Raw genomic sequence first — 13,998 nt, forward strand, 5'->3', positions numbered from 1 at the left:
ATGGCCGAGAGCGAGAGTGGCCAGGACAAGACAGAAGACCCCACGGACAAGCGCCGGCGCGAATCCCGGGAAAAGGGCGAGATCGCCCGTTCCAAGGAACTCAATACCCTGGCGGTGATGCTGGCCGGGGTGGGTGGGTTGTTGATTTATGGTGGCGGGTTGGCCCTGGATCTGCTGGAAATCATGCGGCTGAATTTCTCGCTGCCCCGTGAGGTACTGCTCACGCCGGGGTCCATGGCCCAGTATCTGCTGCACTCGGGCAAAATCGCGATTCTGGCGATGCAGCCGGTTCTGATCTTCCTGTTGCTGGCCGCTGTTATCGGCCCGATTTCCCTGGGCGGCTGGTTGTTCGCCGCCGGTAGCCTGGCCCCCAAATTCAGTCGGATGAACCCCGCCGCTGGTCTTAAACGCATGTTTTCGACCTCGGCGCTCATGGAACTGCTCAAGGCTTTCGGGAAATTCCTGCTGGTTCTGTTTGTTGCGCTGACGGTGTTGCAGTCCGACATCGACGATCTGTTGCGCATCGCTCACGAGCCGCTGGAGCAGGCCATCATCCACAGTGTGCAGTTGGTGGGTTGGAGCACGTTGTGGATAGCCTGCGGCCTGATCCTCATCGCCGCCATCGACGTGCCGATCCAGCTGTATCAGAGCAAACAGAAGCTGATGATGACCAAGCAGGAAGTGCGCGACGAGCACAAGGACTCGGAGGGCAAGCCGGAGGTCAAGCAGCGGATCCGACAGTTGCAGCGCGAGGTCTCCCAGCGGCGGATGATGGCGGCGATCCCAGACGCCGATGTGGTCATCACCAACCCGACTCACTACGCCGTAGCCCTCAAGTACGACCCCGAAAAAGGCAACGCTCCGGTGTTGCTGGCCAAGGGCAGTGACTTCCTGGCGCTGAAAATCCGTGAAATCGCCGTGGCCAATGAAGTGATGTTGCTCGAATCCCCGGCCCTGGCGCGATCGATTTACTACTCCACCGAACTCGATCAGGAAATCCCTGGCGGCCTGTACCTGGCTGTGGCCCAAGTGCTGGCCTACGTCTACCAGATCCGCCAACACCGCGCCGGCAAGGGCAAGCGTCCCGAACCTCTCAAGGATTTGCCGATTCCGCCGGATTTGCGACGGGACTCTTGATTTTTGAGTGTCGACATATGTCGCTTTTTAATTGCTGAAAATTCGCTAGTCGAAAAAAAGGCGATTATTTCAAAGTCTGCCTAATTTTTTGTAGTTCTTCGTGATATCTACTTAAATAAGCGCTGGGTGCGGTCTCTTTTATGGGGTTTAGAGATTTAATCGCGCTCGGAGCGACCCCTTGCAACTTTCCAGAGTTTGCAGTGCTCAGTAATTTATTATAAAAATCCGATGTCTGATATTTTTTAAGAGTGATATCAGGTAAGAGGCTCAAGTGTGCTCTGCTTCTTTCTGCATGGTTAAAAAAATTGATAAGGGAGATGCGCTCAAGTGCCGCTGTATCGAGCGCGAGTTCATCAAGTCCCGTAAAATTCGACACATTTGAGAGGGCGAGTTCTTTAAGGGTTGGGTTTTTGGGTGTTAGCTTCGTGTAGCGGGCGGTGTCAGTTGTACCTAACCTCGTAGTAATGCCATCACGCTCAGTGTATTTTGTTTGGGTTAGAACGATTGTGGAGGCTTCTTCATCTGCTTTTATCGTATAGGCTGTTATTTTTGTGTATGCATTGCGGGTGCGGAGGCGTGAGATCGCCTGACCACGGCTGCCTGAATGCGAAAACATTTGTCGAAGTACTTGTATAATACCTGTCGTCCCGCTCGGGTCGCTCCTGTTTATTGGGTCCCCTGAGCAATATGCATAAGGATTCAATCCACCCTCGCCAAACGGGCTTAATTTATCCGGACTATTAAACCGCATCAAAAGCGGATTGAACGCCCGATAACCATTCCCCAGCAAATAATACCCGGTCACCGGGTCCGGTCGTTCCCCATTGAAGCCGAGCAGGCTCAGCAAGCCATTGCCAGCAGGCCGATAGCCATAGGGCGAATAGGCAAAGGATCGTGATTCGTTGGAGACCATGGCATGCAATACCGAGCGTTGTTGATTGGTTGCCAACAATGTTGCCTGGCTTGTGTCGCCTTGGGTCTCAATCTGGGCCAGCAGTTGGTCGTCGTGCTGGACGATCGATCGACTGATAGCGCCCCCAATCTCCGTGGCCAGGCGCGATTTGCAGTAGAACCGCTGGACTGGGGCGTGAGTCGCGGTGTTGTGGCTGGTGAGGCGGTCCAGCGGGTCGTAGCGGTAAGTGCAGAGCTGCGTGGTTTGCATGATCGACGCTCCGTTTGGATGAGGCTCAGGGGGGATTATCGAGGCTTGGACGCAGAGGGGGGGACTAGCAGAACTGTTAGGTTTGCGCGGGTATCGACAAACCCCGTGGCGAGGGAGCTTGCTCCCGCTGGGTCGCGCAGCGGCCCTCGCTTACTGGCGGTTGCTGCGCAACCGAACGGGAGCAAGCTCCCTCGCCACGAAGAGCGCTCCTGCCGAGGGCCCGGGTAGGTTCGCGGTGACGTCATCCTCCATGAATCGCAGATTTACTATTCCACTTAACTCGACCAGGAAATCCCTGGCGGCCTGTACCTGGCCGTGGCCCAGGTGCTGGCCTACGTCTACCAGATTCGCCAACACCGCGCCGGCAAGGGCAAGCGCCCCGAGCCACTCAAGGATTTGCCGATTCCACCGGATTTGTGACGCGATTCCTGAGTCTGGCTATAGGCAAGCGTTGAACCAGGTGCAGAACTGTTCTGTTTGGAGTGGGTTCACGGCGGACCCTGTGGCGAGGGGATTTATCCCCGCTGGGCTGCGAAGCGGCCCCAAACCAGACCCACTCAATTCCCCAGGCATACCTGAATATCCCAGATTCAGGGGCCGCTTCGCAGCCCGTCGGGGATAAATTCCCTCACCACAGGTTCTGCGTTCGGCGGGGCATGATTTTTCCTGTAGCGCCCTCCGTTCCTACCTGCGGCCAAAGTTGGAAGGCTTCTTGCAATACCCCGTCTGCGCCCGTCCGGGGCGTCAAAAGTTTGCTTCACAGGAACGGGGAATATTGGTGGATCGCTCTCAGTTATTCAGCACCGCGCGCAGCAATGTCGTAGACCTCAGTCGGGGTAATCTGGGCGTGCCGCTGTTGCTGCTGGTCATGCTCGCCATGATGATGCTGCCGGTGCCGCCGTTCCTGCTGGACGTGTTCTTTACGTTCAACATCGCCCTGTCGATCGTTGTGCTGCTGGTGTGTGTATACGCCCTGCGGCCGCTGGATTTCGCCGTATTCCCGACCATTCTGCTGGTGGCCACGTTGTTGCGCCTGGCGCTGAACGTGGCATCCACCCGCGTGGTGATGCTCCATGGCCAGGACGGGCACGCTGCCGCCGGCAAGGTGATCCAGGCCTTCGGTGAGGTGGTGATCGGCGGCAACTACGTGGTCGGTATCGTGGTCTTCGCCATCTTGATGATCATCAACTTCGTCGTGGTGACCAAGGGCGCCGGGCGGATTTCCGAGGTGAGTGCGCGTTTTACCCTCGACGCGATGCCCGGCAAGCAAATGGCGATCGACGCCGACCTCAACGCCGGCCTGATCGACCAGGGCCAGGCTAAGCTGCGTCGCCTGGAAGTGGCCCAGGAGGCCGAGTTCTACGGTTCCATGGACGGTGCCAGCAAATTCGTACGCGGTGACGCCATCGCCGGTTTGCTTATTCTGTTCATCAACCTGATCGGCGGCATGGCCGTCGGTATCTTCCAGCACAACATGACGTTTGGCGACGCCGGCAAGGTCTACGCCTTGTTGACCATCGGTGACGGTTTGGTGGCGCAATTGCCATCACTGTTGTTATCCACAGCGGCCGCGATCATGGTGACCCGTGCTTCGGGCTCCGAAGACATGGGCAAACAGATCGGCCGGCAGATGTTCGCCTCGCCCAAGGCCCTGGCCGTTGCCGCCGGTCTAATGGCGGTGATGGGCCTGGTGCCAGGCATGCCGCACATTTCCTTCTTGACCATGGCCGCCGCCGCAGCGGGTGGTGCCTACCTGTTCTGGAAGAAGCAGAACGCGCAGAAAGTCCAGGCCCTACAAGAGGTCAAGCGCCAGCAGGAACTGCTGCCGTCGCCGGCTCGCGCCATGGAAACCAAGGAACTGGGCTGGGATGACGTGACGCCAATCGACATGATCGGCCTGGAGGTCGGTTATCGCCTGATTCCATTGGTCGACCGCAACCAGGGTGGTCAGTTGCTGGCGCGGATCAAGGGGGTGCGCAAGAAGCTCTCCCAAGACCTGGGCTTCCTGATGCCCACCGTGCATATCCGCGACAACCTCGATCTGGCGCCGAGTGCCTACCGTCTGACGCTGATGGGGGTGATCCTGGCCGAAGCCGAGATCTACCCCGACCGCGAGTTGGCGATCAACCCGGGGCAGGTCTACGGCAGCCTCAACGGCATCACCGCCAAGGATCCGGCTTTTGGCCTGGAAGCGGTGTGGATCGAAATCAGCCAGCGGGCCCAGGCGCAGTCCCTCGGCTATACCGTGGTGGACGCCAGTACGGTGGTGGCGACCCATTTGAACCAGATCCTGTACAAACACTCCAGCGAGCTGATCGGCCACGAAGAAGTCCAGCAACTCCTGCAAGTACTGGCCAAAGGCTCGCCGAAGCTGGCCGAAGAGCTGGTGCCGGGTGTGGTTTCGTTGTCGCAGTTGCTCAAGGTGCTGCAGGCGCTGTTGGCCGAACAAGTGCCCGTGCGCGACATACGCAGTATTGCCGAGGCTATCGCCAACAATGCTTCCAAGAGTCAAGATACCGCCGCCCTGGTGGCTGCGGTTCGGGTCGGCGTGTCCCGCGCAATCGTCCAAAGCATTGTAGGCACTGAGTCTGAGCTGCCTGTGATCACCTTGGAGCCAAGGTTGGAACAGATATTGCTCAATAGTCTGCAGAAGGCAGGACAAGGCTCGGAAGAGGGTGTTCTGCTGGAGCCAAGCATGGCCGAGAAGCTGCAGCGTTCGCTGATCGAAGCAGCCCAGCGGCAAGAGATGCAAGGCCAACCGGTGATCCTGCTGGTGGCCGGTCCGATTCGCGCGATGCTCTCGCGATTCGGGCGCCTCGCGGTTCCGGGGCTGCATGTGCTGGCGTACCAGGAAATACCGGACAACAAGCAAGTGACCATCGTTGCGACAGTAGGGCCCAACGGCTGAGGTAGTGGTTTATGCAAGTGAAGCGTTTTTTCGCCGCCGATATGCGTCAGGCCATGAAGCTGGTTCGTGACGAGCTGGGCGCTGAAGCGGCCATCATCGGTAATCGCCGGATCGCTGGCGGTGTCGAACTGACGGCTGCGCTGGATTATAAATTGTCGGCGCTGGCTCCCCGGGTTCCGAACATGGAGCTCGAAGACGAGCTGCGCAAGACCCAATCGCGCATCGCCAGCGCCCAGGCCGAGCTGAGCCTGCGCAGCAGCGAAGGCGAGGGCGCGGCAGGCACCAATCGTCAATTGTTTGCCGGTCAGCCGCTGACGGCCGGCCTGCCTTTGACTGCTGCCGAACCGCTGATCGAGCAGGCCCACGCCGAACCGCGTCGTCCTGAGCCGGCGCCCGCAGCACCTGCCCGGGGTGTCGATCCGCGGGCCCTGGATTCGATGCGCTTTGAACTCAACAGCCTGCGTGAGCTGATGGAAGTCCAGCTCGGCTCCCTGGCCTGGAACCAGCTGCAAGGCAGCCGTCCAGCCCAGGCCAACCTGTGGCGTCGCCTGCAACGCATCGGCCTGTCCGGCCCGTTGTCCCGGGACCTGCTGGCGCTGATCAATGATATCGAGGAGCCTCGTCAGGCCTGGCGCATGTTGCTGGCGCACTTGGCGCGGATGATCGCGACCCCGGAAGTCGAGCCGTTGGAAGAAGGCGGGGTAATCGCCATGGTCGGTCCTGCCGGCATGGGCAAGACCACCACCCTGGCCAAGCTCGCCGCCCGTTATGTACTCAAGTACGGCGCCCAGAGCATTGCCCTGGTGAGCATGGACAGTTTCCGCATCGGTGCCCAGGAGCAGCTCAAGACCCTCGGCCGGATCCTCAATGTGTCGGTGACCCATGTGGATCCGGGTCAGTCCCTGGCCCAGGCGCTGGAGCCGCTGCTGCGCAAACGCGTCGTACTGATCGATACCGCAGGCCTGCAAGCCAGCGATCCAGCCCTGCGCATGCAGCTCGAAAGCCTGGCCGGACGCGGTATCAAGTCAAAAAATTATCTCGTATTGGCAACCACCAGCCAGAAACAGGTTCTAACCGCCGCATACCACAGCTACAAACGCTGCGGGCTGGCCGGCTGCATCCTGACTAAGCTGGACGAAACGGCAAGCCTGGGCGAGGTGTTGAGCCTGGCGATCGGTCATGAATTACCGGTGGCCTACCTGACCGACGGGCCGCGGATCCCGGATGATTTGCATCTGCCGCGCCGTCATCAACTGGTCAGTCGTGCCGTGAGTGTGCAAATGCAGGAAGAACCCAGCGAAGAAGCCATGGCTGATATGTTCGCTGATATCTACCACAGCCCGACCAAGCAGGTCGGCTGAGGTAATCATGAATATTTTTTGTACCTACATCGATGGTCTGCCATGCATTGTTCCGTATGTGAACGCGCAGCCAGTAATGTGGCCTCCGTCTAAGTAAGACAAGGTAAAGAACGAACATGGGCAGCATGCATCCCGTACAGGTGATCGCGGTGACCGGCGGCAAAGGTGGCGTCGGGAAGACTAACGTGTCAGTGAACTTGTCCCTGGCTCTGGCAGAGCTTGGCCGACGGGTCATGCTGCTGGACGCCGACCTGGGCCTGGCGAACGTCGACGTGTTGTTGGGGCTTACACCCAAACGCACGCTGGCGGACGTGATTGAAGGGCGCTGTGAGCTGCGTGACGTGTTGTTGCAGGGGCCGGGCGGGATTCGCATCGTGCCGGCTGCCTCGGGCACCCAGAGCATGGTTCACCTGACCCCGGCCCAGCACGCGGGCCTGATCCAGGCTTTCAGCGACATCGGCGACAACCTCGATGTGCTGGTGATCGACACCGCAGCCGGTATCGGTGACTCGGTCGTCAGTTTTGTTCGCGCGGCCCAGGAAGTGCTGCTGGTGGTATGCGACGAACCGACGTCCATCACCGACGCCTATGCCCTGATCAAGTTGCTTAACCGCGACTATGGCATGAACCGCTTCCGCGTCCTGGCCAACATGGCCCAGAGCCCGCAAGAAGGACGCAACCTGTTCGCCAAGTTGACAAAGGTCACGGATCGTTTCCTGGACGTCGCCCTACAATACGTCGGCGCAGTGCCTTACGACGAAAGCGTACGCAAGGCCGTCCAGAAGCAACGTGCCGTTTATGAAGCCTTTCCACGTTCCAAATGCGCGCTGGCGTTCAAGGCAATCGCCCAGAAGGTCGATACCTGGCCACTGCCGGCCAACCCTCGCGGGCATCTGGAATTTTTCGTCGAGCGTCTTGTGCAACAAACAGCAGGGCCCGTGCTATGACAGCCAGCGGTTACAACCATCTCTACAAAAAATCGGCACGGGACGCCCAATACGAATTGATCGAGCGTTACGCGCCACTGGTCAAGCGTATCGCCTATCACTTGCTGGCGCGGTTGCCGGCCAGTGTCCAGGTCGAGGACTTGATCCAGGCGGGCATGATCGGCCTGCTCGAAGTGTCGAACAAATACGACGCGAGCAAGGGCGCGAGTTTCGAGACGTATGCCGGTATTCGCATTCGCGGTGCGATGCTCGATGAAGTCCGCAAGGGCGATTGGGCGCCGCGTTCGGTACACCGCAATACGCGCATGGTCAGTGATGCAATTCGGGCAATTGAAGCTAAAACCGGGCGTGACGCTAAAGATCACGAGGTTGCGGCCGAACTCCAGTTGAGTCTCGACGATTATTACGGGATTTTGAACGATACCTTGGGCAGTCGCCTGTTCAGTTTCGACGACCTGTTGCAGGACGGCGAACATGAAGGGCTGCACGAGGATAATGCAAGTGCTCACATGGAGCCGTCGCGTGACCTGGAAGATGAACGTTTCCAGAGCGCGCTGGCGGATGCGATTGCCAATTTGCCGGAGCGTGAGCGGCTGGTCTTGGCGCTGTACTACGACGAAGAGCTGAACCTCAAGGAAATCGGTGAGGTCCTGGGGGTCAGCGAATCGCGGGTCAGCCAGTTACACAGCCAGTGCGCGGCCCGTTTGCGGGGGCGTTTGGGGGAGTGGCGAGCGCGTTGACAGGCAGTGTGGGGACACTGCGAACGAGGCTGGCCTGGCAGGTGCTGTACCAGTCTCCATCCGTTGTGCTCCAGACCGTTGTCGAGTGTTGTGCCGGATTGATTGAAATGGCGCGTCCAGGTGCTGGGCGCGTTTAAGACTGCTTGGAGGTCGAATTGGACAAGAACATGAAAATCCTCATCGTTGATGACTTCTCAACGATGCGGCGGATCATAAAAAACCTGTTGCGTGACCTTGGGTTCACCAACACGGCCGAAGCAGATGACGGGACCACTGCGCTCCCGATGTTGCACAGTGGCAACTTCGATTTCCTGGTCACCGACTGGAACATGCCGGGCATGACCGGTATCGACCTGTTGCGCCAGGTGCGTGCCGACGAAAAACTCAAGCATCTGCCGGTGCTGATGGTCACTGCCGAAGCCAAGCGCGAGCAGATCATCGAAGCGGCCCAGGCCGGTGTAAACGGCTATGTGGTCAAACCCTTCACGGCCCAGGCGTTGAAAGAGAAGATCGAAAAAATCTTCGAACGCATCGGTTAACGGCGCCACGGGGGAGCTATGGATAACGAATCTTCAATGGGCGATTTCGAATCGACCCTGAAAAAACATGCCCGCGAACTGGTCGACAGCCTTGAAAAAGGTCGCTTTGGCGATGCGGTTCAAATGATCCATGAGCTCAACCAGACCCGTGACCGGGGTCTGTATCAGGAGGTGGGCAAGCTCACGCGTGAATTGCACAGCGCGATTGTCAATTTCCAGATCGACCCGAATATGCCGCAGGCCGAGGAAGTCTCGCAGATCACCGACGCCACCGAGCGTCTGGGTTATGTGGTCAAGCTGACCGAGGCTGCGGCCAACCGCACCATGGACCTGGTGGAAAGCGCAACGCCCCTGGTCAACGGCCTGAGCGACGAAGCCCAGGCCCTGAGCACCGACTGGGGTCGGTTCATGCGGCGCGAAGTCGGCGCCGAAGAGTTTCGGGAGCTGGCCCGTCGGGTCGACGGTTTCCTGACGCGCAGCAGCAACGAGAACCGCGCCGTGGCCAGCAACCTCAACGACATCCTGCTGGCTCAGGACTATCAGGACCTGACCGGCCAGGTGATCAAGCGCGTGACCCAGTTGGTCACCGAAGTCGAAAGCAACCTGCTCAAACTGGTGTTGATGGCCAGCCAGGTCGACCGCTTTGCAGGCATCGAACACGACCGTGAAGCGATGCTCGCTGAAAAAGATCCACAAAAACATCTCTCTCAGGGTGAAGGTCCGCAGATTCATGCCGATAAAAGAGAAGACGTTATGTCCGGTCAGGACGATGTGGACGATTTGCTGTCCAGCCTTGGATTCTGAGTTTTAGCCCTGTTTTAGGAGCAGCCATTAATGAGCTTCGGCGCCGATGAAGAGATCCTTCAGGATTTCCTGGTTGAGGCCGGCGAGATTCTAGAGCAACTGTCTGAACAGCTGGTCGAGCTGGAAAGCCGACCAGATGATGCGGATCTGCTCAATGCAATTTTTCGCGGTTTCCACACTGTAAAAGGAGGCGCCGGCTTCCTCCAGCTCAACGAGTTGGTGGAGTGCTGTCACATTGCCGAAAACGTGTTCGACATCCTGCGCAAGGGTGAGCGTCGCGTTGATTCGGAACTGATGGACGTGGTGCTTGAAGCGCTGGATGCGGTCAACAGCATGTTCAGCGAAGTGCGTGAGCGCTCGCCGATCACCGCTGCCACCCCCGAACTGCTCGCTGCGCTGGCGCGCCTGGCCGAGCCGCAATCGGCTGACGAAGCGGCTCCGGTTGCCGAGCCTGCGGTTGAAGAACCGGTCGCCGAGGCATCGGGCGACATCACCGATAACGAATTCGAACAACTGCTGGACTCCCTGAATACCGTCAAGGCCCAGGCCGAGGCGCCGGTCGTTCCTGCTGCACCTGCTGCACCGGTCGCCGATGGGGTGGCCAGCGATGAAATCACCGATGCCGAGTTCGAGTCACTGCTCGACCAGCTCCACGGCAAGGGCCAGTTCGCGCCGGATGCGGTCGTGCCGCCGACGGCTCCGGCCGCCCCGAAAGCCGCAGGCGACAGCTCGGATATCACCGACGACGAATTCGAAGCCTTGCTCGATCAGTTGCATGGCAAGGGCACCTTTGCCGTTGACGCGCTGGATTCAGCCATCGCTTCGGCGCCGACACCGGCCAAGCCTGCCGCTGCTACCGCAGGCAGCGACCTGATCAGCGATCACGAATTCGAATCACTGCTCGATGAGCTGCATGGCAAGGGCAAGTTCAGCGAAGTCGGTACCGCTTCTGCTGCGCCTGCTGCCGCTGTCGCTGCACCGGCGGCCAAGGCTGCGCCCAAACCCGCTGCCAAGGCACCGGAACCGAAGGCCGAACCCGCCAAGCCCGCCGCTGCTGCCCCGGCGCCCGCCCGTGCTGCGGCGGCTGCGCCAGCGGAAAAGCCGGCCAGCGAAGCCGAGACCACCGTTCGGGTCGATACCGCGCGCCTGGACGAGATCATGAACATGGTCGGCGAACTGGTGCTGGTGCGTAACCGTCTGGTGCGCCTGGGCCTCAACAGCCAGGATGAAGCCATGTCCAAGGCCGTGTCGAACCTCGACGTGGTCACGGCGGACCTGCAGACCGCGGTCATGAAGACCCGGATGCAGCCGATCAAGAAAGTCTTCGGGCGCTTCCCGCGCCTGGTTCGCGACCTGGCTCGCCAGCTCAAGAAAGAAATCAACCTGGAACTGGTGGGTGAAGAAACCGACCTCGACAAGAACCTTGTCGAGGCCCTGGCCGACCCGCTGGTCCACTTGGTGCGCAACGCGGTCGACCACGGCATCGAGTCGCCGGAAGAACGCGAAGCCTCGGGCAAGGTCCGCAGCGGCAAGGTGATCCTGGCCGCCGAGCAGGAAGGCGACCACATCCTGCTGTCGATCTCCGACGACGGCAAAGGCATGGACCCTAACGTGCTGCGTTCCATCGCGGTGAAACGCGGTGTGATGGACAAGGATGCCGCTGACCGCCTGAGCGACACCGAGTGCTACAACCTGATCTTCGCCCCGGGTTTCTCGACCAAGACCGAGATTTCCGACGTGTCGGGCCGTGGCGTGGGCATGGACGTGGTGAAAACCAAGATTTCCCAGCTCAACGGTTCGATCAATATCTACTCGACCAAGGGCCAGGGCTCGAAGATCGTCATCAAGGTCCCGCTGACCCTGGCGATCATGCCGACCCTGATGGTGATGCTGGGCAACCAGGCGTTCGCCTTCCCGCTGGTCAACGTCAACGAGATTTTCCACCTCGACCTGTCGCGCACCAACGTGGTGGACGGCCAGGAAGTGGTGATCGTACGGGACAAGGCACTGCCGCTGTTCTACCTCAAGCGCTGGCTGGTCAGTTCCGCCGCTCATGTGGAGCAGGGCGAAGGCCATGTGGTGATCCTTTCGGTGGGCACCCAGCGGATCGGCTTCGTTGTCGACCAGTTGGTGGGCCAGGAAGAAGTGGTCATCAAGCCGTTGGGCAAGATGCTCCAGGGCACCCCGGGCATGTCCGGCGCCACCATCACCGGCGACGGCCGCATCGCGTTGATCCTCGATGTGCCAAGCATGCTCAAGCGTTACGCCGCTCGGCGTATTTGATTCTGGAGGGGCGTGGCCCAGGGCCGCGCCTCGTCTAACGGAGTGTTTATGGTAGTTAAAGTCCTGGTGGTGGACGATTCGGGGTTTTTCCGCCGCCGCGTCTCGGAAATTCTTTCGGCGGACACGAGTATTCAGGTCGTCGGTACCGCGACCAATGGCAAAGAGGCGATTGATCAGGCCCTGGCGCTCAAGCCGGACGTGATCACCATGGACTACGAGATGCCGATGATGGACGGCATCACGGCCGTGCGGCATATCATGCAGCGCTGCCCGACCCCGGTATTGATGTTCTCGTCCCTGACTCATGAAGGCGCTCGGGTGACCCTCGATGCGCTGGACGCCGGGGCGGTGGATTTCCTGCCGAAGAACTTCGAAGACATTTCGCGCAACCCCGACAAGGTCCGGCAGTTGCTGTGCGAAAAGGTCCACAGCATTTCCCGCAGCAATCGCCGTGTCGGTGCCTACAGCGCACCGGCGCCAGCCCCGGTTGCGGCGCCAAGCCCGGCTCCGACAGCATCGAGCAGCTTCAATCCGGCACCGGTACGCAGTGCACCGGCACCAGCCCCAGCGCCGGCTCGCTCGGCGCCCGCCAGTACGTCATCGCCGGCACCCAAGCGCAAAGCCTACAAGCTGGTCGCTATCGGTACGTCCACGGGTGGCCCGGTGGCACTGCAACGGGTCCTGACCCAGTTGCCGGCCAACTTCCCGGCCCCCATCGTGCTGATCCAGCACATGCCGGCGGCGTTCACTAAGGCTTTCGCGGAGCGTCTGGACAAGCTGTGCAACATCAGCGTCAAGGAAGCCGAGGATGGCGACATCCTGCGTCCCGGCCTGGCGTTGTTGGCACCCGGTGGCAAGCAGATGATGATCGATGGTCGCGGCGCGGTGAAAATCCTGCCCGGTGACGAGCGTCTGAACTACAAGCCTTGCGTGGACATTACCTTCGGTTCCGCGGCCAAGTCCTACGGTGACAAAGTTCTGGCGGTGGTGCTCACCGGCATGGGCGCCGACGGTCGTGAAGGCGCGCGCCTGCTCAAGCAGGGCGGCAGTGCGATCTGGGCCCAGGACGAAGCCAGCTGTGTGATCTACGGCATGCCGATGGCCATCGTGAAGGCGGACCTCGCCGACGCGGTGTACGGGCTGGACGACATCGGTAGACACCTGGTCGAGGCGTGCCTGTAATGGATGTGCTCAGCCTGATCGGCATCGTCATGGCGTTCGTCGCCATCATTGGCGGCAATTATCTGGAAGGTGGGCATCTGGGCGCGCTGGCCAACGGCCCGGCGGCGTTGATCGTGCTCGGTGGCACCATTGGCGCGGCGCTGTTGCAGTCGCCCATGAGTGCTTTCAAACGCGCCATGCAGGTGCTGATCTGGATTCTGTTCCCGCCCCGTGTCGACTTGGCCGGTGGTATCGACCGGGTGGTGAACTGGAGCCTGACCGCGCGCAAGGAAGGCTTGCTAGGCCTGGAAGGGGTGGCCGATGCCGAGCCCGACAGCTACTCGCGCAAGGGCCTGCAATTGTTGGTGGACGGCGCCGAGCCGGAAGCCATCCGCAGCATTCTGGAAGTGGATTTCTACACCCAGGAAAGCCGCGATATCGAGGCGGCCAAGGTATTCGAAAGCATGGGCGGCTACGCGCCGACCATCGGCATCATCGGTGCGGTGATGGGCCTGATCCACGTAATGGGCAACCTGGCCGATCCATCGCAACTGGGCAGCGGCATCGCCGTGGCGTTCGTCGCCACGATCTATGGCGTGGCCAGCGCGAACCTGGTGCTGTTGCCGATCGCCGCCAAACTCAAGTCCATCGCGTTGCGCCAGTCGCGCTATCGCGAAATGCTGCTGGAAGGGATCCTGTCGATCGCCGAAGGCGAAAACCCGCGCTCCATTGAGTTGAAGCTCCAGGGCTTCATGGACTGATGGGGGGCGTAGGACGCTCAGGATTGCGCCAAACCTGTGGCGAGGGGATTTATCCCCGTTGGGTCGCGAAGCGGCCCCAAAGCCTGACATTTCGATGTGTCAGGTTGATCGAGTCGTTTGCCTTGGGGCTGCTGCGCAACCCTGCGGGGTATTGCGACGTTGCGCTAAATCCCCTTGCCACAAGGACCGCGGCAG

At 60.2% G+C, this 13,998-nt stretch carries 11 protein-coding genes and 1 pseudogene; 11 read left to right on the top strand and 1 reads right to left on the bottom strand.

All coding sequences use genetic code 11. From position 1 onward, the window contains the following. A complete protein-coding gene (gene flhB, locus V7773_RS06545) occupies positions 1 to 1,137 on the top strand; it encodes a flagellar biosynthesis protein FlhB (RefSeq protein WP_336072727.1) in 1,137 nt (378 codons plus the stop codon). Positions 1,138 to 1,201: 64 nt separating this feature from the next. On the opposite strand, the gene V7773_RS06550 is transcribed toward flhB, so the two are convergent. Then, positions 1,202 to 2,299 carry an RHS repeat-associated core domain-containing protein gene (locus V7773_RS06550; protein WP_336072728.1) on the bottom strand — a complete coding sequence of 366 codons (1,098 nt, stop codon included), beginning with the start codon at positions 2,297 to 2,299 and terminating at the stop codon, positions 1,202 to 1,204. A 261-nt stretch (positions 2,300 to 2,560) separates the two neighbouring features. Here V7773_RS06550 and V7773_RS06555 point away from each other — a divergent pair. From V7773_RS06555 to V7773_RS06600, 10 genes and pseudogenes are all read left to right on the top strand, one after another. Then, a pseudogene (locus V7773_RS06555) lies at positions 2,561 to 2,719 on the top strand (flagellar biosynthetic protein FlhB); the annotation flags it as partial. Positions 2,720 to 3,077: 358 nt separating this feature from the next. Beyond that, positions 3,078 to 5,207 (top strand): flagellar biosynthesis protein FlhA, encoded by a 2,130-nt coding sequence (gene flhA, locus V7773_RS06560; RefSeq protein WP_063325144.1) that lies wholly within the window; start codon positions 3,078 to 3,080, stop codon positions 5,205 to 5,207. 11 nt (positions 5,208 to 5,218) lie between these two features. Further along, positions 5,219 to 6,568: a flagellar biosynthesis protein FlhF gene (gene flhF, locus V7773_RS06565; protein ID WP_063322396.1), complete on the top strand. Its 1,350-nt coding sequence runs from the start codon at positions 5,219 to 5,221 to the stop codon at positions 6,566 to 6,568. A 116-nt stretch (positions 6,569 to 6,684) separates the two neighbouring features. Continuing rightward, the gene (gene fleN / locus V7773_RS06570; RefSeq protein ID WP_003184001.1) at positions 6,685 to 7,515 is read left to right on the top strand and encodes a flagellar synthesis regulator FleN; all 831 of its coding nucleotides are present in this window, start codon (positions 6,685 to 6,687) and stop codon (positions 7,513 to 7,515) included. Beyond that, a complete protein-coding gene (fliA, locus tag V7773_RS06575; protein WP_014337177.1) occupies positions 7,512 to 8,255 on the top strand; it encodes an RNA polymerase sigma factor FliA in 744 nt (247 codons plus the stop codon). The genes fleN and fliA overlap by 4 nt, the downstream gene beginning before the upstream one ends. Positions 8,256 to 8,422: 167 nt before the next feature. Beyond that, on the top strand, positions 8,423 to 8,794 hold the full coding sequence (locus V7773_RS06580; protein WP_003199125.1) for a chemotaxis response regulator CheY: 372 nt from the start codon (positions 8,423 to 8,425) through the stop codon (positions 8,792 to 8,794). A gap of 18 nt (positions 8,795 to 8,812) precedes the next feature. Next, complete coding sequence (locus tag V7773_RS06585) at positions 8,813 to 9,598, top strand: protein phosphatase CheZ (RefSeq protein ID WP_063322395.1); 786 nt, start codon at positions 8,813 to 8,815, stop codon at positions 9,596 to 9,598. Positions 9,599 to 9,628: 30 nt separating this feature from the next. Then, positions 9,629 to 11,881, top strand: coding sequence for a chemotaxis protein CheA (locus V7773_RS06590; RefSeq protein ID WP_336072733.1), 2,253 nt, complete (start codon positions 9,629 to 9,631; stop codon positions 11,879 to 11,881). Between the two features lie 48 nt (positions 11,882 to 11,929). Beyond that, entirely contained in the window at positions 11,930 to 13,063 is a 1,134-nt protein-coding gene (locus V7773_RS06595) for a protein-glutamate methylesterase/protein-glutamine glutaminase (protein ID WP_336072736.1), read from the top strand. Continuing rightward, entirely contained in the window at positions 13,063 to 13,803 is a 741-nt protein-coding gene (locus V7773_RS06600; protein WP_063322393.1) for a flagellar motor protein, read from the top strand. Before V7773_RS06595 ends, V7773_RS06600 begins: the two co-directional genes overlap by 1 nt. Positions 13,804 to 13,998 lie beyond the last annotated feature (195 nt).

The sequence above is a fragment of the Pseudomonas sp. 3JA genome (genome assembly GCF_036961705.1).
Lineage (GTDB): Bacteria > Pseudomonadota > Gammaproteobacteria > Pseudomonadales > Pseudomonadaceae > Aquipseudomonas > Aquipseudomonas fluorescens_Q.

Excerpts from the sequence above, each read along its gene's own strand:
- flhB (WP_336072727.1), top strand. The coding sequence starts at position 1 with ATGGCCGAGAGCGAGAGTGGCCAGGACAAGACAGAAGACCCCACGGAC.
- V7773_RS06550 (WP_336072728.1), bottom strand. The coding sequence starts at position 2,299 with ATGCAAACCACGCAGCTCTGCACTTACCGCTACGACCCGCTGGACCGC.
- flhF (WP_063322396.1), top strand. The coding sequence starts at position 5,219 with ATGCAAGTGAAGCGTTTTTTCGCCGCCGATATGCGTCAGGCCATGAAG.
- fleN (WP_003184001.1), top strand. The coding sequence starts at position 6,685 with ATGGGCAGCATGCATCCCGTACAGGTGATCGCGGTGACCGGCGGCAAA.
- fliA (WP_014337177.1), top strand. The coding sequence starts at position 7,512 with ATGACAGCCAGCGGTTACAACCATCTCTACAAAAAATCGGCACGGGAC.
- V7773_RS06580 (WP_003199125.1), top strand. The coding sequence starts at position 8,423 with ATGAAAATCCTCATCGTTGATGACTTCTCAACGATGCGGCGGATCATA.
- V7773_RS06585 (WP_063322395.1), top strand. The coding sequence starts at position 8,813 with ATGGATAACGAATCTTCAATGGGCGATTTCGAATCGACCCTGAAAAAA.
- V7773_RS06590 (WP_336072733.1), top strand. The coding sequence starts at position 9,629 with ATGAGCTTCGGCGCCGATGAAGAGATCCTTCAGGATTTCCTGGTTGAG.
- V7773_RS06595 (WP_336072736.1), top strand. The coding sequence starts at position 11,930 with ATGGTAGTTAAAGTCCTGGTGGTGGACGATTCGGGGTTTTTCCGCCGC.
- V7773_RS06600 (WP_063322393.1), top strand. The coding sequence starts at position 13,063 with ATGGATGTGCTCAGCCTGATCGGCATCGTCATGGCGTTCGTCGCCATC.